This is a genomic window from Bizionia sp. M204 (assembly GCF_023205095.1).
In the GTDB taxonomy this organism is placed as follows: Bacteria; Bacteroidota; Bacteroidia; order Flavobacteriales; family Flavobacteriaceae; genus Algorimicrobium; species Algorimicrobium hallyeonense.
Genome location: NZ_CP046242.1, coordinates 267,195 through 292,208 on the forward strand (window position 1 = coordinate 267,195; position 25,014 = coordinate 292,208).

The window sequence follows — 25,014 nt, forward strand, 5'->3', positions numbered from 1 at the left end:
CAGAATTCATGTCATTTTTAATCTAATTGAAACAAAATAAAAATCGCAAATTTTAGTTTTAAAGCCATTTCGAGAAAATCTAATTTCCCGGATAATGATAAAACATCAAAAATTCGTTTTAAGGTGCTTTTTAGTCGATTTAAGACACTTTTAAGTAATTAACAAATGTTGATAATTTTCAACTTCAATCCATAAAAAGCTTTTAAAAGGCATCAAAAAGTTGTATCTTTGGTTGTATTCAAAAGGATGCTTTCAAGGCGTCTTTTTTTGTGCTAATAACATTCATTTTTAAGAATATAAAACCTAACAGTAAGCCATAACAGTGTTCTTTCTTTTTAGAAAGGTGTCAGGAAAGGCTTAAAATTATTTAAAACATGAGCGAAAAAAGAGAAGAATTTAACAAAGATAACTATTCAGCAGATAGTATTCAGGCATTAGAAGGCATGGAGCACGTGCGCATGCGACCTTCCATGTATATTGGAGATACGGGTACGCGTGGTTTGCACCATTTAGTGTATGAGGTGGTGGATAACTCTATTGATGAAGCTTTAGCTGGTCATTGTGATAATATTAGTGTTACCATAAATGAGGATAACTCCATAACAACCGAAGATGACGGTCGTGGTATTCCTGTAGATATGCACAAAAAAGAAGGCGTTTCCGCATTACAAGTGGTTATGACTAAAATTGGTGCAGGTGGTAAGTTTGATAAAGATTCCTATAAGGTTTCTGGTGGTTTGCATGGTGTAGGTGTGAGTTGTGTGAACGCATTATCAGACCATTTAAAAGCAACCGTTTACAGAAAAGGTGAAATCTGGGAGCAAGAATACGAAAAAGGTAAAGCCATGTATCCTGTTAAAAAGGTAGGTGAAACTGATAAGCGTGGAACTATCGTTACCTTTAAACCAGATCCAACAATTTTTACACAAACTTTAGAGTATAGTTACGATACCTTGGCAAGTCGTTTGCGTGAATTGGCATATTTAAATAAAGGTATCACGATTCACTTAATTGACAAACGTCATAAAAAAGATAATGGTGAATTTGAAGGCGAAACATTTCATTCTAAAGAAGGTTTAAAAGAATTTATTAAGTTTTTAGATGGAAACCGTGAGCCATTAACCAAAGAAGTTATTGCTTTTGAAGGTGAAAAAAATGGCGTTCCAGTTGAGGTTGCTATGATTTATAATACATCATACGCTGAAAATTTGCACTCCTATGTAAACAACATTAATACACATGAAGGTGGAACCCATTTATCTGGTTTCCGTCGTGGATTAACACATACCCTTAAAAAGTATGCCGATGAATCTGGTATGCTTGATAAATTAAAATTTGATATTGCAGGTGATGATTTCCGTGAAGGATTAACAGCTATTATTTCTGTAAAAGTTCAAGAGCCACAATTTGAAGGACAAACTAAAACCAAATTAGGAAACCGTGAGGTGTCTGCTTCGGTAAGTCAGGCGGTTTCTGAAATGTTAACCGACTATTTAGAGGAACATCCAGAGGATGCTAAGGTTATTGTTCAAAAAGTAATTCTAGCGGCTCAAGCACGTCATGCAGCTCAAAAAGCACGTGAAATGGTTCAACGTAAAACGGTAATGAGTATTGGTGGTTTGCCAGGAAAATTATCCGACTGTTCAGAACAAGATCCAGCTAAATGTGAAGTGTTTTTAGTTGAGGGAGATTCGGCAGGTGGAACGGCCAAACAAGGTCGTGATCGTGCTTTTCAGGCTATTTTGCCATTACGTGGTAAGATTTTAAATGTGGAAAAAGCCATGACTCACAAGGTTTTTGAAAATGAGGAAATCAAGAATATCTTTACTGCACTTGGTGTAACTATTGGTACTGAAGAGGATAGTAAAGCTTTAAACCTTTCTAAACTGCGTTATCATAAAGTGGTGATAATGTGTGATGCCGATATTGATGGTAGTCACATTGAAACTTTAATTCTGACATTCTTCTTTAGATATATGAAAGAATTAATTGAAAACGGTCATATTTATATTGCAACACCGCCTTTATATTTAGTTAAAAAAGGTGCTAAAAAACAATATGCTTGGTCTGATGAAGAACGATCTAGAATTATGGCAGATTTTGGTGAAAATGCCAAAATTCAACGTTATAAAGGTCTTGGGGAAATGAATGCGGAGCAATTATGGGATACAACCATGAATCCAGAATTTAGAACCTTAAGACAAGTACAAATAGACAACGGATTGGAAGCGGATAGAATCTTTTCTATGTTAATGGGAGACGAAGTTCCACCTCGAAGAGATTTTATTGAAAAGAATGCTATTTATGCAAATATTGATGCTTAAATAGAACTTTAAATTATAAAAATTAACGCGCCTATAAACCAATAAGCGCGTTTTTTCGTTTATATTGTAAAGAAGCTCTTAAAATTCAAATAATTATGAAACATATTTTTGTATTACTGTTGCTGTTTACGTCATCTGGAATCTACGCGCAACAAAATATAGACGACTTATTGGCGGCTGGTGTAAATGACGCCAAGCGGTATAGTAAAGATTACTTGGCGCCAGCCACAGAAGGTTTGGTTTATGGTATTAATAATGGATGGTTTAATCATGGAAAAGGCCAAAAGCAATTTGGTTTCGAAATAGGGTTGGTTGCCAATACCTCTTTTATTAATTCAGATAAAAAATCGTTTGAAATGCGCGTAAGCGATTATGAAAATATTCGGTTTCCTGACAATAGTCCCTCTAAAATAGTTGCCACTGCTTTAGGAAATAACGATCCAGATATGGTTGTTATTTTAACCTATGACGATCCTATTTTTGGAAATCAAGAAACAGAAATTACCTTGCCAACAGGTTTAGGATCGTCGGATATTAATATAATCCCAACTGCTTTTTTGCAAGTTGGTTTCTCGCCTTTTAAAGGAACACAATTAAAAGCACGTTATTTTCCTAAAATAGAGGTGGACGATGTAAAGACAGGCTTGTATGGAATTGGATTGCAACAGGAATTTACAACCTGGTTGCCAAAAGCAGAGTTGTTTCCTGTAGCCATCTCAGGTTTAATAGCTTTTACGCATTTAGATGGTAGTTATGATTTTACCGACGAAGGAATTGTACAAGGACAAAACCAACAAATTCAGACCAAAGTTAATACCATGTTGTATGAGTTAATTGCGTCTACTAAATTCAAAGTGTTAAATGTTTACGGAGCTTTGGGCTATGTTAGTGGGAAATCTGAAACCGATTTATTAGGAACCTATGTAGTTTCCGATGGGATATTGTTTTCAGAATCTATTACAAATCCCTTTTCCATAGAAGAAAAAGTAACAGGTATGCGAACAACTTTAGGTGCGCATTTAAAACTAGGTGTTTTTGCTATAAATGCGGATTATACCTTTGCGGAATTTAATAGTGCCACATTAGGATTACAGCTGTCCTTTTAGATTTTATGAAATCTTCAAACATGTAAAAACTATTAAATTTGTAAAAACTAATGTTTCACAAATAAAAGAATCATATATACATGAAAGTAACAGCAGTAGGAGCCAGTAGTGCAGAATACATAGCCATTAAAAATTTCGCGTCTTAATAGCTTTCAAAATAACATTTTAGAAGCTATAATAATATTTTTAGTCCACAGGTGTTCTGTAAATAGGAGATGTGTATTTACATTAAAATGACTCTTTTTGTACTTAATTTGTGATTTAAATATCAAAATATTGTTATTTTCGCGCGTTTAATAATATTTTACCAAAAATTTTACCAATAATTATAAAAAATGAAAAAAGGATTATTCTTATTAAGTTGTGTTTTTATTTTGACACAAGGCTGTTCCAAGGATTCAGACGAGTCTAATGATGATGGAAGTGCTAATGAATGTGGCGTTGTAAGTTTGTCGAGTGTTGTTCAAAATGGAAATGAGTTAGTTTTTAATTACCAAACACAAAACTCTTTTAACTATTTTGAAATAGGTTACGACCAAACGACAAATATTAGTAATCAGGACGTAAATAGCGATTTTTTCTTTTTGAATGAGGGTTTTACTACAACCAATGTATCTCAAGCAACAATAATAGACGAGAGTTTGTACTTTTATGCAGAAAATAATCAAACTTTAAGCTTTTTCATTAGAGCACAATGTAGCAATGGTAATTTAACAAAATGGCAAGGTCCTATAGTTTTGAGCATCGAAGAATATTGCCAAGAGCCGTATGATTTTGCAGTGCAATCCGGAACAGCCTATTGGACCACCTATTACAATGATACAGACGCATCTTACTTTCAAATAGAATATGGAAATCAAGGGTTTCAAATAGGAAGTGGTGAATTAGCAATAACAAATAGCGAAAGTTTTTCCGATGCGTCATTAGTTTCAGGAAACACCTACGATTTTTATGTTCGTTCCTATTGCAATAATAATTTGGGTTTTAGTAATTGGGTAGGTCCTGTAAGCTATTTCGCGGAATATGATCAGAATTTATGCAATCCACCATCCAATATTACCACTGAAATAGAACGTAACGGTTTAGGTCAGGCAGTTGGAGCTGTTTTTAGATGGTCATACAATGGAGAGCGTAATTTTGAACATGTTGTAGTAGGGAATAATCAGCCTGCAAGTTCTGGTTCTGTTAATGTTTCGGATAATGCGGGATGGCCTTTTTATAATTTAGCTCAAAATACCAATTATGACTTTTATGTACGAGCAGTATGTTTAGATGGTTCAAGAACGGAATGGGTTGGTCCAATTGATATAAATATTGGTAGTTAGTAAAATAACTCTAATTAAATTGAATATAGTATGTTTTAAAAGCGCAAGTGTTAACCTTGCGCTTTTACTTTTAATACGTCATTTCAAAATATCAAAGCGTCTATATGTTCTTTCTGATTTCTCATTAAGACTTTAGTAGAATAGATTTTATGAAATCTTCAAACATATATGGTATAAAAATATTAAATTTGTAAAAATTAATGTTTCACAAATAAAAAAATCATATATACATGAAAGTAACAGTAGTAGGAGCTGGAGCAGTAGGAGCCAGTTGTGCAGAATACATAGCCATTAAAAATTTCGCATCGGAAGTTGTTCTGTTGGATATTAAAGAAGGTTTTGCTGAAGGTAAAGCTATGGATTTAATGCAAACAGCCTCATTAAATGGATTCGATACAAAAATAACTGGTATTACTAATGATTATTCGGCAACTGCCAATAGTGATATTTGTGTAATTACTTCTGGTATTCCTAGAAAACCAGGTATGACACGTGAGGAATTAATCGGAATTAACGCTGGTATTGTAAAGTCGGTTTCTTCTAGTTTAATAGAGCATTCTCCAGAAACGATTATCATTGTGGTAAGTAACCCAATGGATACCATGGCGTATTTAGTACATAAAACAACAGGTTTGCCAAAACACCGTATTATTGGAATGGGTGGCGCATTAGATTCGGCACGTTTTAAATACCGCTTAGCAGAAGCTTTAGGAGCACCTATTAGTGATGTGGACGGAATGGTAATTGGAGGTCATAGTGATACAGGAATGGTGCCATTAACGCGTTTAGCAACCCGTAACTCGGTGTTGGTTTCTGAATTTTTATCAGAAGATCGTTTAAACCAAGTTTTAGAAGATACTAAAGTTGGAGGCGCAACCTTAACAAAATTATTAGGAACATCGGCTTGGTATGCACCAGGAGCTGCAGTAAGTGGTTTGGTTCAGGCTATTGCATGCAATCAGAAAAAAATGTTTCCATGCTCTGTATTATTGGAAGGTGAATATGGTTTAAATGATATTTGTATTGGAGCACCAGTAATTTTAGGTCGTAACGGTATTGAAAAAATTGTTGAAATCAATTTATCGGATGCTGAAAAAGCACATATGCAAGAAAGTGCCGAAGGTGTAAGAAAAACAAATGGCCTTTTGGCATTATAATTGTATAAACTGAAATCCGTTGTTCTAGATGACTAAAGCAACTATTAATCAATAAATAATTTAAAAAAAAATCAAATGAAAAAACTAATTTTTGTTTTAGTATTCGCAATGAGCCTGACAGGTTTTGCGCAAGAAGCAATGACTGAAGGTGTTGTAAAATCTAAACAAACCATGTCTAGTGATAATGAGCAAATGCAAGCGCAATTAGCTATGGTAGGAGATATTCTTACAACCACCTATTTTAAATCCGATAAAACACGTTCTGAAACATTTAACTTAATGTCTGGAAACACGACAACTATTTTGAATGGTGAAACCAACAAAATGTTAACGTATATGGACAACCAAATGACTGGAAAAAGTTATACAATTTCGGACATGAAGCCAAGTGAAGAAGATACGGCAGGTATGAAAGTTGTAAAGGGTGATGAAACCAAAACTATCTTAGGTTACGTGTGTCAAGAATACAATGTAACGCTTGAAAAAGAAGGAGCAAATATAGCTATGGATATCTATGTAACTGATAAAATTCAAGCTATGAATCCGCAAGTGGCACAAATGGGTGCTCAAATTGATGGATTTCCATTATATATGAAAATGGATGTAAGTCAAATGGGAATGGCATTAACTATTACAAGTGAAGTTACAGAAATTAATAAAGAAACGGTTTCTGCTGATAAATTTGATATGACACCGCCAGAAGGTTACAAAGAAACAGATAAATTAATGGGAATGTAATTTTTATTTAATTTATAATAATGAAAAAACAGCTGAATAAGCTGTTTTTTTTTGTTTAAAATCGAACAGAAACTATGCAAACCTTTTGTTAAATCATTATAGAAGATATATATTTGCTCGTTTTTAAAAATATCAACAATAAATTATAATTTAACACATAATGCAAAATAAAGGATTAGTAAAACTGTTTGCAATTTTGTTTGGACTGGTAAGTATTTACCAGTTGTCTTTCACTTTTAAGGCAAATAGTATTGACGACCAAGCTGCGGCGTATGCAAATGGCGATGAGGTAAAAGAGCGCAAATATCTGGATTCTCTTGATAATGAGGAGGTTTATAACTTGGGTGTAGCTAGCTATAACTATTCAGAGGTTAAAGAAAACGCCATGAACCTTGGTTTGGATTTAAAAGGTGGTGTTAGTGTTATTCTTCAAATATCGGTAAAAGATATTTTAAAAGGATTGGCAAACTACAGTAAAGATCCAGTTTTTAATCAAGCTTTAGAAAATGCAGCCGAAGTACAAAAGAACAGTCAGAATACATTTGTTGAAGACTTTTTCCTAGAATTTGATAAAATTAAAGGCGATACTAAATTAGCCTCACCAGATATTTTCTATACACGCGCACTTGATGGCGAAATAGAAGGTAGCATGACAGATTCTGAAGTAAAACCAATTATAGAACGTAAAATTGACGAATCTATCGTTTCTGCTTTCGAAGTATTGCGTAAACGTATTGATGAGTTTGGTGTAACATCACCAAGTATTCAGCGTTTGGGTAATACAGGTCGTATTTTAGTAGAACTTCCAGGAGTTAAAGACAAAGAGCGTGCTCTTAAATTATTACAAAGTACAGCCCAATTAGAGTTCTGGGAAGTATCTAAACGTGATTTGTTTGGACAATTCTTATTTGATGCTAACAACCTTCTTAAAGAATTAGAAGCACCAAAAACAGAAGAAGTTGCTGAAACCGAGTCTCAAGATTCTGAAGATACGGCTATTGAAGATTTATTAGGAGCAGATCCAGATTCTACGTCTACAGAAATTAATCCATTACGTGATTTATTATTCCAATCTCAAAACCCAGCTACCATTGCTATGGTAAACCTTAGGGATAGAGAAAAAGTATTAGGCTATTTAAACATGCCTCAAGTAAGATCATTATTACCAGGCGAACAACGTTTTACAAAGTTTGCCTTTGGGAAGCCTGCAAAAGATAGTGAAGTTGTTGAATTATATGCTTTAGATGGCAACCGAGACAACGTACCTCAATTAAGTGGTGCCGTTGTTACAGATGCACGTCAAGAATACGATCCAATGGGTAAACCAACGGTTTCAATGGTTATGAACTCTAAAGGAGCTAAAATCTGGGAAGAAATGACTGGTAAAGCATTTACAGAAGGTTCAAACATTGCTATTGTTTTAGATAACGTGGTGTATTCTGCACCTGGCGTTTCTACAGGTGCCATTTCTGGAGGTAATTCATCCATTTCTGGTAACTTTACGCTAAATGAAGCAACGGATTTAGCTAACGTTTTACGTGCTGGTAAATTACCAGCTTCAGCCGATATTATTCAAGGTGAAGTTGTTGGTCCATCATTAGGTCAAGAAGCTATTGAAAGTGGTCAAAATTCATTCCTTATTGCATTAGCTTTAGTATTAGTGTGGATGTTCCTTTACTACGGTAAAGCAGGTTTATTTGCTGATATTGCCATGATATTTAATATTGTATTAATCTTTGGTGTATTATCTGGATTAGGAGCCGTATTAACATTACCTGGTATTGCTGGTATTGTATTAACTATTGGTATGTCTGTGGATGCTAACGTACTTATCTTTGAGCGTATTCGAGAAGAAATTGCTAAAGGTAAAGGCTTGAAAGAATCTATCAATGATGGTTTTAGCAATGCATTGTCTTCTATTTTAGATGCCAACATTACAACAGGTTTAACAGCTTTAATTTTATTCATATTCGGAACAGGTCCTATTAAAGGATTTGCTACAACTTTATTAATTGGTATAGCAACCTCGTTATTCACGGCAATCTTTATTACAAGATTATTTGTGGACTGGTATGCTAATAAAAACGGAAATTTAGATTTCTCAACAGCAATTACTAAAAATCTTTTCAGAAATATCAACATCAATTTCTTAAAGAAACGTAAAGTTGCTTATATCATTTCAACGGTTGCTATTCTTGTAAGTTTAGGGTCTTTGTTTACAAACGGTCTGGATCAAGGTGTAGATTTTGTTGGTGGTAGAACCTACCAAGTGCGTTTTGCAGAACCTGTTAGTGCTAACGAAATTTCTGAAACTTTAGCAGATGCCTTTGGTAGTGCTGAAGCGAAAACCTTTGGTAATGCTAATCAGCTTAAAATTACCACGAAATATAAGGTGAACGAAACAGATAATGCTATTGATGAGGAAATCAGAAATACATTATACACAGAGTTGCAGCCTTATATGCCAGGTCTTACTTATGACGAGTTTATTAGTGATGACCAAGGTAAAACAGTTGGTTTAATGAAATATTACAAAGTGAGTCCAACCATTGCTGATGATATTAAAAAATCATCTATATGGGCAATTTTCGGATCATTAGTAGTCGTATTCTTATATATCTTAATCCGATTTAAAAGATGGCAATTCTCATTGGGTGCGGTTGCGGCTGTATTCCATGATGTATTAATTTTATTAGGTGTTTTCTCTTTAACGTATAAGTATATGCCATTTAGTATGGAAATAGATCAAGCATTTATTGCAGCTATCCTTACGGTTATTGGTTACTCATTAAATGATACGGTAGTTGTATTTGATAGAATTCGTGAATTCTTTAATGAACATACAAGCTGGCCATTTAATAAAGTAATTAATGTGTCATTAAGTAGTACATTAAGTAGAACATTAAATACCTCTTTAACAACATTAGTGGTATTATTATCCATCTTCATTTTTGGTGGTGATTCTATTAGAGGCTTTATGTTTGCATTAATTGTTGGTGTTATAGTAGGTACTTACTCGTCCTTATTTATTGCAACACCTTTAATGTATGATGCTGTTAAAAAAGGCGATGCTGCCAATGCATTAAAAGAAAAAGAGAAAGTAGAAGAAGCGGAAATTGCTTAATCTATAAAATTAAATATATTAAAAAGCCTTTTTGATTCAGTTCAAAAAGGCTTTTTTTATGGTTCGTATGCTTGTGTTCTAGTGGGTACTGGAAACACTAGTTTATTGATTCATGGCAACAAGAATGGGTAATATGAGAGTAACCCAAAGATTTTATATATAAAAAGACCTAACAGGTTTTAAAAACCTGTTAGGTCTAATAGAAGTCATTAAATAGTAACCCTTAAAACAGACTAAACATATAGCTATTTTTAATTTACAATAGGGTTAGGTCTATATAAAGAGCACTAAAATAGTGGCTCAAAATTTGAAGTTATATTAAATATTAATATTAGTTCGTTTTGGAAAATGTCATCTTATCTCCAACCTCTAAATTCCATGTTTTAACCAAGCCAGCATTAACCTCTAATACATATTTTGCTGCTGCATTGGAAGGTAAGGAGCCTTCATTAAATGGTTGTGCATTTTCCTGAAAGCTAACGATGGTTTTATTGGTATCTAAATAAATAATATCCAAAGCAAAACGCGTATTTTTCATGTAGAATGAACGCGGTTGTTCGTTTGGAAAAATAAATAACATCCCACGATTCGCCTTCATGGATTCCCGATACATTAGTCCCGTTTGGGTTTCAAACTCGTTATCAGCAATTTCAATATCTAATGTAGAAACAACCGAATCGTTGGCTGTTTTTATAAGTTGTAAGGTGCCTTCTTTCTTAAAAGTGACTTGAGCTTGCTTCGGTTTTTTCGGTTCATCTTTGCACGATGTGAAGGCCAAAACAAATAAGGTTGCAGATAAACAAACAATTTTAAAATACGAACGTATCATAGAAACTAGCTACTGGTTTTGGGTTTATACAGAAACATAAAATAGAGTCCAATTATTATAAATGGCACACTTAACATTTGCCCTGTGTTTAAACCAAGAAACGTAATGTATTCATCGCCTTGTGGTTCTTTTACAAACTCTACAAAGAAACGAATGGTCCATAATAACACTAAAAATAGTCCAAATAAGTAGCCGCTTTGTTGTCCTTTATTGGTTTTCTGATAAATAAACCAAAGGATAAGAAAAACGAATATATAACAAAACGATTCATATAATTGTGCCGGATGACGAACAGGAACCGCATCTAATAAATGTTGAAACTGCGGATTGTTAGTCACGGCCGCATATGCTTCTTTATAGTTTTCAATACCTGTTTCAGCTACAATCTGTCTTTTACTGTAATAATCTTGAACAAAACGAACACCTAAAGGTGAATCGGTTATTTTTCCTATAATTTCAGAATTAATAAAGTTACCAATTCTGATAAAAACAGCACCAGAAGCAACGGATATCACCACGCGATCTAAAATCCACATTAGTGATTTATATTTGTATTTTCTTCGATATAAATACATGCCTATTATAATTCCAATGGCTGCACCATGACTAGCTAATCCTTGGAAGCCGGTAAATTGAAAGCCACCTTTAAAACTAAATGGTAAAAAGATGCTAAAGAAATCTTCTGAAATCAATTCGGATTGGTAAAAAAGTACATGACCCAATCTGGCACCAAGCATAGTAGCCAAAACGGTATAAATAAATAGAGGGTCTAAATAATCTAGATTTACGTTTTCTTTTAGAAAAATTCGTTTCATGATTTGAAAACCTAAAAGGAAGGCAACAATCCACATAACACTATAAAAGTGTAATTCGAAAATTCCGAAAAGATCTAATCCCGTAATTGGATTCCAATCAAATTGTAGTATAAACATATGTCATCGTTTGTGTGCGTAAATATATGCAATTGGAAATGGATACGAAAGCAACAACTTATAATGAAATGTTATTTTTAATTTAGTTTGTCATTCAGAAGGAGAGATGACTGAAGAATCTCCTTTCCTAACTGCGTATAATTTATGAAGGTTCATCATGGCGTTCTGAATGACAATTTCCTTTTCAACTTCAATCTTATAGATCATCCTTTTCCGGAACCGGATCATAACCGCTTCTTCCCCATGGATGACAACTAAAAATCCTAATAACCGCCAATTTCCCACCTTTAAAAAAACCATGTTTTTCCAATGCCTCTTTTGCATAATGGGAGCAGGTAGGTTGAAACCGGCATGTAGCAGGTGTCAACGGGGAAATGAAGATTTGATAAATCTTAATTATTAAAAGAAATGGATATGTGAGTATTTTTTTCATAAAGCATAAAAGTCCGGTCCTTTGGAGAGGATTTAGGAGAGGCTTAATATGAAAAGGTGGTTCCTTCACGACTATCATTCAATTGAATTCCAGCTTCAGCTAGCTCATCACGAATTTGATCTGATAATGCAAAATCCTTATTCGCACGTGCTTCTTGGCGTAACTTAATGAGTAATTCCACAGCACCTGATAATTTTTCAGATGAATTATCAGTTTGCTTCGTGTTTTCTAATCCTAAAATATCAAAAATAAAAGCGTACATGGTTGTTTTAAGCATGTCTAAATCCGTAGCAGTAATCGTTGCCGAACCATCATGAATTTGGTTAATAAATTTCACCGCTTCAAATAAATGAGCAATAAGAATTGGTGTGTTAAAATCGTCATTCATAGCATCATAACACGACTGTTTCCATTTGGAAATATTATGAGTAGATGTGCTGGACGTTTTTAGCAATTCCACTAAATTAACGGCATCCATCAATCGCTTAAACCCTTTTTCACTGGAATCAAGCCCGGCATCCGTTAAATCTAAAACACTTCTATAAGATGCTTGCATCATAAAAAATCGAATAACACTAGGGCTGTAGGCTTTGGACATAATATCATTATCACCAGAAAGCAATTCAGCTGGATTGATATAGTTACCCGTTGATTTGCTCATTCTTGCACCATTCAATTCAAGCATATTAGCATGCATCCAATATTTTACGGGCGTCTGACCTTTAGCCGCTTGATTTTGTGCAATTTCACATTCGTGATGCGGGAACTTTAAATCCATTCCGCCACCATGAATATCAAAATAATCACCCAAATATTTGGTGCTCATAGCTGTACACTCTAAATGCCATCCTGGAAAACCATCGCTCCAAGGTGATGGCCAACGCATAATATGAGCAGGCTCTGCTTTTTTCCAAAGCGCAAAATCTTGTGGATTTTTCTTATCACTTTGGCCATCAAGCGCTCGTGTATTATGAATTAAATCTTCTAATTTTCGTTTGCTTAAAATCCCGTATTCATTGGATTCATTGTATTTATGAACATCAAAATATACCGAACCATTTACCACATAAGCAAACCCATTATCTATAATGGTCTGGATGAGCTCTATCTGCTCAATAATATGACCCGTTGCAGTTGGTTCAATACTAGGCGGTAAAAAGTTAAACCTATTTAATACATTATGAAAATCAACCGTGTACCGCTGTACAATTTCCATAGGTTCAATAGCTTCTAATCGCGCTTTTTTAGTGATTTTATCCTCACCAACATCGGCATCATTTTCTAAATGACCAGCATCCGTAATATTACGGACATAACGCACTTTATAGCCCAAATGTTGGAAATATCGAAAAATCATATCGAAAGACATAAACGTTCGTACATTTCCTAAATGGACATTGCTATAAACCGTTGGGCCACAAACGTACATGCCAACATAGCCATCGGTGATGGATTTAAACGTTTCTTTTTCACCACTTAATGTGTTGTAAATTTTTATGGTTTGTTGGTTGTATAATTGCATGTTTTGGTGTTTGTCGTAGAGTTGTTAAGTTACTTTATTTTCGGCTAGAAAAGTATATTTTAAGAATTCAAAAAATGATTTCTTAATGCATTAATTTTATGGGTCATTGATTCTAGGTCTAATCTCATATTATTATAATTGTCTTCTGAAATGAAATCTAATTCTTTTGAAATTATAGTTTGGTTCAATAATTCAAGCGAAGAACTATAAGCAATCGTCGTAAAACATGCTTTATATTTATTAGTTAATCTGGTTGTACCTTCGGCAATATTCAATGGCACCGAAACAGAACAGCGTCCCATTTGGGAGATAAGTCCAAATTTTTCTTCGGAAGGATATAAATCTGTTATTTTATAAGTTTTAACCGCTAATTGAATCGCTTCTTTCCAAACATCTAATTTTTTAAAAAAATATATATACATGATTTTTATGTATTTCGTTTAGTTATTTTCTTGTTTAGCGCTTCGAGAAAAAATTTGATAATTAGAGGTTTTTTAACTAACTTTTATATCATTGAACAGGCAACTCCACAACAAACAACTTTACAACTAACATTAAAAGGCAGTATCCAATTTAATATAATCTAAAAACTCACGTCGCGTTCCTGCTTCTTTAAATTTTCCACCAAATTCGGCAGTAACAGTACTACTTTCCGTATCGCGAATCCCACGTGAATTGACACATAAATGCTTCGCATCTATAACGCAAGCAACATCATCCGTATTTAATACGTTTTGTAGTTCCTTAACAACCTGAATGGTTAAGCGTTCTTGTACTTGTGGCCGTTTTGCAAAATAATCAACAATTCGGTTCATTTTAGATAACCCAACAACGGTTCCGTTAGAAATATATGCTACATGGGCTTTACCTACTATTGGTAACAAATGATGTTCGCAGGTTGAGTATACTGTAATGTTTTTTTCAACAAGCATTTCACCATACTTATATTTATTATCAAAGGTTGAAGCACTTGGTTTTTTTTCCGGATTTAAACCGCCAAAAATTTCATTAACAAACATTTTGGCTACGCGGTTTGGCGTGCCTTGAAGGCTGTCGTCTGTTAAATCAAGACCGAGTGTTTCCATAATATGGCGCACATCTTCTTTAATAATTTTTATTTTTTCTTCTGAATTTAAAACAAAAGCATCGCTTCGTAATGGTGTGTCAGCCGATGTTCCTACATGGTCATCTCCAATGGCATCAAAATCAGCTGTATTATCATTAATTTTCATTATTTCGAAATAAATAGGTTTTTAATCTGCAAAGATAAGGAATTCCATTTTTTTGATAACTGAATTAACAAACAATTAATTTCATACAAAAATTGGTAAGGTTTCCTTAAATTTTTCTTAATTTACACCACAAAATTTAAATGTATAATAATCCTAATCTTTTAGATCTCCCCTCTAGGGTCAAGGATTTAGTTAAAATCTCATGAAAAAGATAATTACTTTAGTTTGTTTTCTGTTTATTGGTACAGCTTATGCGCAACTTATTGCTATTGATGATGTAGTAACAGGCCGGTCTGACAACCCTACTTTGGCTACAGCCACGGGTAATCGTATGTTTTTAAACGATTACTTTAATGGTGTAGCCTTGAATTTTGGAACGCGTAATAACTTTACTTTTACAGAAGTTACACCAGATCCTACGGGTTTCACGACGTTTGATGGTGCCCAACAATTCGTTCAAATTGCACCAAACACACCGCAAGGTATTTATTATATTACCTACCAGATTTGTGAAAATGCCAATCCAACAAATTGTGATACCGCTGAAATTGAAATTCGGGTTTTTCCAGCTACTTTAAGTTCTGGGTCCGGATCTTCTGAAATTGATATTTCTGTAAGTAGCGGAACCATAAACTGTGCAGCGAATGTTTGTATTACAGATGCGTTCTGTGTCGATTTAAACACAGGAACTATTCCTGAAATTATTTTATCTGCAGATTTTAACGAGGTAGGTCAGACATCTTCCTACGTTGTAAACCCTATAGATCCAAATCCACCATTTTCTTATGCAGAAGCCAGTGCTGGTATACCACTTACATCAGATGATAATTGGAGTGGTGTTTTAGATTTTGTATTCGATTTTGAGTTTTATGGTCAAAATTACACGCAATGTGTACTGTCTACAAATGGTGCGGTTAGCTTTGATTTAAGTAAGGCTGGTAATCCGCATCCTTGGAATATGCAAGCTTCTCCTGTAAATATTCCAAATACTTCTGCTCCCTATAATGGCGCCAATATTTTTGGAGCTATGCATGATACAAACCCTGGTACATCTGGGACGCAGGGCATAGATTATGATATCAATTATCAAGTTAAAGGAGAAGCACCGTTTCGAGTATTTGTATTTAGTTCTCGTAATGTAGCGCATTTTCAATGTACGGCGGCAAAAACATACCAAATGATTTTGTTTTATGAAGCCACTAATATTATAGAAACTTATATATCGCAAAAGGACTTATGTAATTCTTGGAATGGAGGTTTAGCCGCAATAGGGATACAAAACCCAGCTATGACACAGGGTATTTTTCCTCCAAACAGGGCTAATAATGTTTTTACGGTTAGTTTTTTAAACCCAGAAGCCTATCAGTTTGTTCCTAGTGGTGGATCTACAATAACAACTTTTGAATGGTTAGATGAAGCAGGTACTGTAATTGGTACAGATCCAACAAATTTAGCAGTATCGCCAAGTCAAACTACCACCTATATAGCACAAGTAACCTATACAGATGCTATTTCTGGCGCAGAATATGTTGCTTTCCGTCCAATTACCGTAGTGGTAGCACCTACACCAGTAGTTACGGTTACCGCAAGTGCCGATGTATGTGATGCCGGTGATGCCGTATTTACTATTACTGGGTCAGAAAATGATGTGGTAGAATACAATATTAATGGAGGCGCAACACAATCCGTTATGCTAGATGCAACGGGAATTGAAGTTATTACGCTTACGGGAATTACAACCACGCAAACTATAAACTTGTTATCTGCAAATAACTTGAATTCTGTTTGTGGTGGTGCAGTGGCTTTATCAGCAACCGTTACCGTAAATACAACACCAACAGTAGATACCCCAGCAGATGTAACCGCATGTAACGATTATACCTTACCAGCCTTAACAGTTGGTACTTATTATACCGCTACAGGAGGTCCAACAGGAACAGGAACAGTATTAAATGCAACGGATGTTATCACAACCACGCAAGATATTTATGTCTATGCCGAAACTGGAACAACACCAAATTGTTTTGATGAGCATATGTTTACGGTTACTATAGATAGTTGTACGCTATCTGTAACGGCAACGGCTGATATGCCTTCCATTTGTAATGATGCAGGTGTAGATGTTACCTTAACAGCAACACCATCGCCAGCAATAGCTATAGGAACATATAGTTACAGCTGGACGGTTCAAGGAAACGCAACGGTGTTAGGAACGAATCCAACCTTGGTTTTATCGCCACCACCGGCGGCTACGACCACCTATGAAGTCACATTAACCGATGATGGATTAACACCGCCCAATGACACAGTAACCAACACGGTAACCGTAACCGTTAATACAACACCAACGGTTAATGCTCCAGCTGACGTCGTAGCATGCGATTCCTATATCTTACCTGCTTTAACAAGTGGTAATTATTTTACGGCAACAAATGGAGGAGGAACTGCGTATAATGCAGGAGACACAATATCAACCACACAAACTATTTATGTATATGGAGAAACAGGCACCACGCCTAATTGTTTTGATGAGAATAGTTTTGTAGTAACCATAAATGATACACCAGTTATAGATAACCCTGCCGATATTACAGTCTGTGATAGTTATGTATTACCTGCATTAACTGGAGGTCAATATTATAATGGAGCAGGAGGAACTGGCGGTATTATTGCAGCAGGTACATCTATTAATGCCTCACAGACCATATATGTGTATGCTGAAACAGCAACAACACCTAATTGTTTTTCTGAAAATAGTTTTGTCGTAACAGTAAACAACACACCAACAGTCGATGCGCCAATAGACGTAACGGCTTGTAATGAATATGCGTTGCCAGCTTTAGCAAATGGAACTTATTATTCAGGGCCTGGTGGAACAGGAACTGTTTTAAATGCAGGCGATTTAATAACCTCAACGCAAACTATTTACGTATATGCCGAAACAGGAACAACACCAAATTGTTTTGCAGAGAATAGTTTTGTAGCAACTATTGATGTTTGTACCATTTCTGTAACTGCAACTGCAGATACACCTGCTATATGTAATGATGCTGGAGCAGATGTGACGTTAACCGCAAACCCTTCACCTGGAACAGCAGTAGGAACATATAGCTATAGCTGGACTGTTCAAGGGAATGCTACGGTTGTAGGCACCAATCCAACACTCGTATTGTCGCCGCCACCAGCAGCAACAATCACGTATGAGGTGACGTTAACAGATAGTGGTTTAACAGCACCAAACAATACCGCAACCAATACCGTAACTGTCGTTGTAAATGTTACGCCAACGGTTGATAATCCAGCGGATGTAACGGCATGTGATACCTATGTTTTACCAGCTTTAACGAGCGGAAATTATTTCACAGGATCAAATGGAACAGGAACAGCCTATAATGCAGGCGATACTATTTCAACAACTCAAACTATTTATGTGTTTGGTGAAACAGCAACTACACCTAATTGTACAGATGAAAACAGTTTTGTTGTAACCATTAACAATACACCAACAATCGATGATCCAGCTGATGTTACTGCTTGTGATAGTTATGTATTACCAGCTTTAACAGGTGGACAATATTATAATGGTACCGGAGGAACTGGTGGAATTATTGCAGCTGGAACAGCTATCAATGCTTCGCAAACTGTTTATGTATATGCAGAAACAGGAACTACACCAAATTGTTTTGCGGAAAATAGTTTTGATGTCACTATTAATACAACACCTATAGTTGATGATCCATTAGATGTCATTGCTTGCGATAGCTATATACTTCCAGCCTTAACAAATGGTTCTTATTTTACAGGAACAGGAGGGACAGGAATAGCTTATACCGCTGGAGAAGTAATTACAAGTACACAAACAATTTATGTGTATGCTGAAACAGGTACAACACCAAATTGTTTTGCAGAAAATGATTTTGAAGTGACTATTAATAATACACCAAATGTTGATAATCCAGCTGATGTAGTCATCTGTGATTCTTATACGTTGCCTGCCTTAACCATTGGAACATATTATACAGGTCCTTTAGGGACTGGAACGGTATTAATTGCAGGTCAGTCCGTTACTACCAGTCAAACCATTTATGTATATGCAGAAACAGGAACAACACCAAACTGTTTTGCAGAAAATAGTTTTGATGTAACCATTAACCCAACACCTCTAGTTGATGATCCTGCCGATGTTACGGAATGTGTTACCTATACGTTGCCAGCATTAACCAATGGAGCCTATTATACAGGGGCAGGAGGAACTGGAACGGTATTAATGGCAGGACAGAGTATTACAACTACACAAACAATTTATGTGTATGCTGAAACAGGAACAACACCTAATTGTTCAGCAGAAAATGATTTTGTTGTAACCATCAATCCTTTGCCAACTATTATTGCACCAGCGCCATTATTTGCTTGTGATGATAATGTGCCAGATGGTATGACCGAAATTGATTTAACCGTTACGAATAACGAAATTACTGGCAATAACCCCAATTATATTGTAACGTATTATAATTCCGCTGCAGATGCTATAGCAGGAACACCTCAAGTTACACCATCGGCAACAGCCTATATTGGAACGGATGGTGAAATTGTACATGTTCGTGTTGAAGATGCAACAACAGGATGTTTTGATACAACCACATTAACACTGAACGTGGTAAGTGCACCAGCTGCTAATACACCAGCAGATTTGCATTACTGTGATCCAGATAATGATGGTTTAGGAACATTCGATTTGTCAGGTATTGCAGCACAAGTTACAACAGACCCAGCTTTAGAAGTAACATTTCACTTAACGCAACAAAATGCCATTGATGATGTATTGCCATTAGGTACAACACTATCAAATTTATTAGGTCAGATTATTTACATCCGAGTGGATTATGCTGGAGCAACTACCGATTGTCCAACAATCGTGCAATTATTACTAGTAGTAGATGAAACACCTGTGATTGACGAAAATCTAGATCCAATTGAATTGTGTGATGATGCCGTGGCAGATGGTTTAACAGAATTCGACTTAACAATCAGAAATGCAGATGTGCTGATGGGCTTAAATCCAGCAGATTATACGGTTACCTATTATGCAGATCCAGCGGATGCCGATATAGGGATAACAGCGCCTAGTTATATTGGAACTCCAGCCGCATACACAAATACAATTCCAGATTTACATACAGTAGGTGTTCGTGTAGAATACAATACAACCAACTGTTATACAGTTACGACTTTGGATTTAATTGTGAATCCATTGCCTGTTCCTGAAACGACAGCTGCAGCATTATTTTTAACCATCTGTGATGATACCGTTGATAATGATGGCTATGCTGAATTTGATTTAACCGTTCAAGATGCTTTAATTACAGGTGGAAATACCAACTGGTCTGTAAGCTATTTTGAAACAGCCGCTGATATTCCAGCCAATCCAATTCCTGACTTTACAGCTTATACAAACACAAGTGTTAACGGCTTACCACATAACCCACAAACATTATTTGTTTTAGTAACCAATGGAACAACAGGTTGTACCAATACGTCAACCTTAACACTTGAGGTGTCTAATGTGCCAACACCAACACCAACGCCAAGTATAACGCCTTTAGAGGAGTGTGATGCTGATAATAATGGCTATGCAGTTTTCGATTTACAATCCGCAACCCTGCAGATAGATAATGGTGAAGGAAATAACATTACCTATCATGGAACCTATGAGAATGCATTTGATGGCGTAAATGAATTACCTGATTTTTATGAAAATAATGATGAAGACATCGACATTGTTTATGTAAGAGCAGAAAATCCAACAACCGGTTGTTTTACAATTGTTGAATTAACGTTAATTGTTCAACCAACACCAGTCGTACCGTTAACTATTGATGATTATTCGGAATGTGACGATGATTATAATGGTATCACAGCTTTCGATTTGACAACCATGGATGCCATAATCTACGGAACACAAAATCCAGCTGATTATGTGTTAACGTACCATGAGTCTTTAGCAAATGCTCAAGCCACTCCTGGAATTAATCCAATAGTTCAGCCGCAATTATCAAATTATGTTACGGCTGATAGAACAATATACGTGAGATTAGAAGGCGCAAATGGTTGTATCACGACGGGTCAATTTAATTTAGTGGTTAATTTACCACCAACAATTGCTTCCGAAGATGGTTTATTTGAAATTTGTGATGACGATATAAGTAATGATGGTTTTGCAAGTTTCGATTTAACAAGTCAAGATGATATCATTACTGGTAACGATGCTACATTAAGTGTAGATTATTATGAAACCATGGCCGATATTATGTCTGGAACACCAATTCCTGATTATACGGATTATACCAATACATCAGTAAATGGTTTACCGCATAACCCACAAACCATTTTTGTAACGGTTACTGAAACAACAAGTGGTGATAGCTGTTATGCAGTTACAACCTTAACACTAGTTGTAAATACCTTGCCAACACCAAATGATGTATTACCAGATTTAGAATTATGTGATGACAATAATCCAGGTGATTTAGAAGAAGAATTTGATCTTACACAGAATGAAGCAGCTATGATGAATGCGTTTAATGAAACGGTAACGTATCATACCACAATTGCAGATGCAGAATCTGGGAACAATCCAATTCCTGATCCAACCATGTATCCTAATGAGAGCCCAACACAAACAATTTATGTACGTGTTACAAAAACAGGTGATCCAGCAGATCCAGCAGATTTAGGAACAGGTTGCTATACCATTGTAACCTTTGATATTATTGTAAATCCATTACCGGATACACCGGCTTCAGTTGAAGATATCATAGCTTGTGATGATCCGTTTGATGGTGTTTATACGTTCGATTTAACGCAAAGAGAGTTGGATATTTTAGATGGTCAGAGCACCACTGATTTCAATGTAACATACTATACAACATTGGCAGCTGCAGAAGCTGGTACAGGAGGCATAGCGAATCCATCTGCATTTCCAAATACGGTAAATCCACAGGAGATATTTGTTAATATAGCTAATAGAACTACCGGTTGTGATATTGCTACTGTAAGTTTCTTTGTTATTGTTCAGGAAGCAGCTGTGGCAAATCCGGATAATAACCCATTAGACTTTGCATTATGTGATGATAATATGGAGTTTGATAACGATCCAACAAATGATTCTGTTGGTTTTGATTTAGTATCACAAAATCCTTTGGTGTTAGATGGTCAAAATCCAACAAACTTCACGGTTTCCTATTATACATCTCAAACAGATGCAGATTTGGCAACCAACGCAATAGATACGAGTGTGCCTTTTGAAAACACCGTGAATCCACAAGTTATTTATGTGCGTGTGGATAATGATACAACGGTTGATGATATTTGTTATGATACCACTACTATGACCCTTATGGTAGATCCTATTCCAGCGTTTACATTAGAAGATTCATATACATTATGTATTAATACAAATGGAAGTGAAGTTGTAAATAGTCCAATTTTAGATACAAATCTAGATCCTAGTCTGTATACATTTGAATGGACTGAAGCGGGCAATCCAACTACCATCATAGGAACAGATTCTAGTTATGCACCATCGATGGGTGGTACTTATACAGTACTGGTTACAGATATAAATAATTTGTGTCCAAGTATGTTAACAACAGAAGTTATAGTTAGTTCGCCACCAGTTTTAGTGGCAGAGGTAACAACACAAGCTTTTGCGGACAACCATGTTATTGTGGCTACGGCTTCAGGTGATGGTTCAGCAGTATTTGAGTTTAGTATTGATAATGGTCCATGGGTTAGCAATGAACCAAATACTAATACATATACCTTCACAAATGTCTCCATAGGCGAACATATTATTAAAGCCAGAGATATTAATGGTTGTGGAGAAGCAAGTGAAACCGTATTGGTATTAGATTATCCACTTTTCTTTACACCTAATAATGATGGTGATAATGACACCTGGCAAATTTCAGGTATAACCTCATTAGAAAATGTGAAAATCTATATATTTGATAGATATGGCAAATTAGTAAAACAATTAAATCCAAACGGACCAGGTTGGGATGGAAATTATAATGGACAACCATTACCATCAAGTGACTATTGGTTTAGTATAGATTATAAAGAGCCGTCTGACGAAGCTATGAAACAATTTAAAGCTCACTTTACCTTAAAGCGTTAGAACAACTAATTAACCAACCGTTAAAAAGGCTAAACTTTTATAGAAATATAATTGTTTAGCTTTTTTTTAGGTCTGTTGTATAGTACCAAAAGAATCAATCTCGCGCATTGGTATCAACGTGATGTATAGAACATATATACATTTTAGGATGCTAAATTAGAATGGTATAATTATATCAGGATTTAATTAATAACCTGTATAGCTATTTCAGGACGGAGCTTTTATATAGCTAGTGTATGGATAATGTATGGATGATGTATGGATAGTATATAGATGATGTATGGAAAAATAGTATTTTCTTACAAATATAAAATCGTTACGCCTTTTAAAGATTGCTGAAAGTTTTGTGTTAGCCAACCTAGAACCCCTATAAAGGGTATAATATTATAAACGAATTAATCCTAGCGATGTACTTAATAAAACTAAAGTTTTCAAATACGTGTATGTTTTGAATATCACAATTTATAATCGAATAATTTATACTCTATGTCATTCCACAAAAAAAAAGCCTAATACATATATTAGGCTTTTTTTTGTAACTAAAGTATAACTTAATTAAAACGATTTTTACTTTATAAATTGAAACTTAATGTCAATGTTACATTGGAATTACGTCTGTCAATATTCGCTCGGTCAGTTAATCCTACGCTATATAATTGGGTCTCATTTGTTTGATTGGCTTGGTCGTACGTTAAGTCTAATTTAGTGGAATTTCCAAAGTTATAGCCTAAACCAAGAGAGTATCCCGATAAATCACCTTCAAACGAGCCATTTTTATAAGGGCTTTCTTCAAAACGATAACCAGCTCTTAAACTTAATCGGTTTAATTTATATTCGCCACCAACTTTATATGTAGATGCTGTCGTTAGTAAGTTACTCATTCTATTATTCTCCGATCTAAAATAAGGGTCAGATGAAGGCTTAAATTTAGTGCTACCGTAATCTCGTAACGAGTAATCAAAACTTATTAAACCAAAGTTTCCAAAAACATAGGCTAAACTACCTGTAAATTTCCCAGGGCTTTGCAACCTATAACTTGGATAGATATTAGTAATATACGGATTAACGACCTGTGAGACAGTGTCACCGCCGTCTTGTCTTACTGTGGAAACATATTGCGATGATTCCTCATTGATAGTAAACCAAGTTGGCGAGTTATAACTTAAACCAGCTCGTAAACTTTCAGTTACCTTATAAATAGTTCCTATTTGAAATGAAAACCCGGAACCTGTTGTGTAAATATTATTTTCAAAACGCACCCTATTTACCGTAGAGCCTACATTGTTATTGCTTTCATACAAGTACGTAGAGCGATCGTAATTTATAAAATGAGAATTTAAATTCAGTCCTAGATATAATTTTTCACCCAACTGTGCACCTGCATTAAATGTAAATTTCCCATTGTATCCGCGTGATGCATAACTGTACTCCTGGTAATACTCGCCCGGAGCAATGTTGGACGCGTAAATGGTATTATCATCATCGTTTGTTAAAGGTTCTAGAATATATGATTCATACCCTAAAAAAGCTTGTTGATTACCATAGCCGTAAGTACTACCTATTTCTCTATAGGCTTGAGAATAACTTTCATCTGGAAAAGCAGAAATTTCGTCAAGTCTTAAGCCATTGGCATAGCCTTCAAAATAGGAACCGATAGAGCGATTTTGGTTATTCCCAAAAGCAAACCAATTATTATCGTAGTCACTTATCTTATCATAAGCCGCGGCAATAGTGAACTTTTTTAAAATGGAGTTTGGGTTAGTAGTATTAAACACAAAAGCAGCTCCAGTCTGATTTAAATCAAAATTTGACTCGGTTGACTCGCTGTAACCATCATAAAAACTAGTTTTATTTTTGGTATATATATTAGATAAAGACATAGAGATATGTCCTGAAGTAAAAACAGCAGAACCTGCAGGGTTAATACTAATGGCACTCATGTCGCCACCTAAAGCACCGAATGCACCACTTAAAGCTCTATATCTTGCCGTCCCTTGAACATTATCTTGCGAGTATCGTAAGGCGTCAGAAATATCTTGAGCGTGGATTAAGGACATGCTCAAAAGGGCCATAGATAGTAGGAGTATCTTTTTCATATAACATTTTTTTTCTT

14 protein-coding genes are annotated in these 25,014 nt (G+C 35.3%); 7 read left to right on the forward strand and 7 right to left on the reverse strand.

Features of this window, described 5'->3' with window-relative positions:
* Positions 1-374: 374 nt before the first annotated feature.
* The 6 genes from gyrB (at position 375) to secDF (ending at position 9,774) form a co-directional block, all read left to right on the forward strand.
* Positions 375-2,324 carry a DNA topoisomerase (ATP-hydrolyzing) subunit B gene (gene gyrB, locus GMA17_RS01270; RefSeq protein WP_248398248.1) on the forward strand — a complete coding sequence of 650 codons (1,950 nt, stop codon included), beginning with the start codon at positions 375-377 and terminating at the stop codon, positions 2,322-2,324.
* A 95-nt stretch (positions 2,325-2,419) separates the two neighbouring features.
* Positions 2,420-3,430 carry a DUF6588 family protein gene (locus GMA17_RS01275; protein ID WP_248398250.1) on the forward strand — a complete coding sequence of 337 codons (1,011 nt, stop codon included), beginning with the start codon at positions 2,420-2,422 and terminating at the stop codon, positions 3,428-3,430.
* Between the two features lie 335 nt (positions 3,431-3,765).
* Positions 3,766-4,755, forward strand: a complete 990-nt coding sequence (locus tag GMA17_RS01280) for a hypothetical protein (RefSeq protein ID WP_248398252.1) — start codon at positions 3,766-3,768, stop codon at positions 4,753-4,755.
* Positions 4,756-4,985: 230 nt separating this feature from the next.
* Positions 4,986-5,912, forward strand: coding sequence for a malate dehydrogenase (gene mdh, locus GMA17_RS01285; protein ID WP_248398255.1), 927 nt, complete (start codon positions 4,986-4,988; stop codon positions 5,910-5,912).
* A gap of 75 nt (positions 5,913-5,987) precedes the next feature.
* Positions 5,988-6,650, forward strand: a complete 663-nt coding sequence (locus GMA17_RS01290; protein ID WP_248398257.1) for a hypothetical protein — start codon at positions 5,988-5,990, stop codon at positions 6,648-6,650.
* Positions 6,651-6,810: 160 nt separating this feature from the next.
* Complete coding sequence (gene secDF / locus GMA17_RS01295; protein WP_248398259.1) at positions 6,811-9,774, forward strand: protein translocase subunit SecDF; 2,964 nt, start codon at positions 6,811-6,813, stop codon at positions 9,772-9,774.
* Positions 9,775-10,105: 331 nt separating this feature from the next.
* Here secDF and GMA17_RS01300 read toward each other — a convergent pair whose 3' ends face one another.
* From GMA17_RS01300 to folE, 6 genes are all read right to left on the reverse strand, one after another.
* Positions 10,106-10,603, reverse strand: a complete 498-nt coding sequence (locus GMA17_RS01300) for a DUF192 domain-containing protein (RefSeq protein ID WP_248398261.1) — start codon at positions 10,601-10,603, stop codon at positions 10,106-10,108.
* Positions 10,604-10,608: 5 nt separating this feature from the next.
* Positions 10,609-11,535 (reverse strand): prolipoprotein diacylglyceryl transferase, encoded by a 927-nt coding sequence (lgt, locus tag GMA17_RS01305; protein ID WP_248398263.1) that lies wholly within the window; start codon positions 11,533-11,535, stop codon positions 10,609-10,611.
* 196 nt (positions 11,536-11,731) lie between these two features.
* The gene (gene yidD / locus GMA17_RS01310) at positions 11,732-11,968 is read right to left on the reverse strand and encodes a membrane protein insertion efficiency factor YidD (protein WP_248398266.1); all 237 of its coding nucleotides are present in this window, start codon (positions 11,966-11,968) and stop codon (positions 11,732-11,734) included.
* A gap of 43 nt (positions 11,969-12,011) precedes the next feature.
* The gene (gene cysS, locus GMA17_RS01315; protein WP_248398268.1) at positions 12,012-13,490 is read right to left on the reverse strand and encodes a cysteine--tRNA ligase; all 1,479 of its coding nucleotides are present in this window, start codon (positions 13,488-13,490) and stop codon (positions 12,012-12,014) included.
* A 59-nt stretch (positions 13,491-13,549) separates the two neighbouring features.
* Entirely contained in the window at positions 13,550-13,912 is a 363-nt protein-coding gene (locus tag GMA17_RS01320) for a four helix bundle protein (RefSeq protein ID WP_248398271.1), read from the reverse strand.
* 132 nt (positions 13,913-14,044) lie between these two features.
* Complete coding sequence (gene folE, locus GMA17_RS01325; RefSeq protein WP_248398274.1) at positions 14,045-14,722, reverse strand: GTP cyclohydrolase I FolE; 678 nt, start codon at positions 14,720-14,722, stop codon at positions 14,045-14,047.
* 202 nt (positions 14,723-14,924) lie between these two features.
* Here folE and GMA17_RS01330 point away from each other — a divergent pair, with 202 nt between their 5' ends.
* Positions 14,925-22,901 (forward strand): T9SS type B sorting domain-containing protein, encoded by a 7,977-nt coding sequence (locus tag GMA17_RS01330; RefSeq protein WP_248398277.1) that lies wholly within the window; start codon positions 14,925-14,927, stop codon positions 22,899-22,901.
* Positions 22,902-23,473: 572 nt separating this feature from the next.
* Here GMA17_RS01330 and GMA17_RS01335 read toward each other — a convergent pair.
* A complete protein-coding gene (locus GMA17_RS01335; protein ID WP_248398280.1) occupies positions 23,474-24,997 on the reverse strand; it encodes an OmpP1/FadL family transporter in 1,524 nt (507 codons plus the stop codon).
* Positions 24,998-25,014 lie beyond the last annotated feature (17 nt).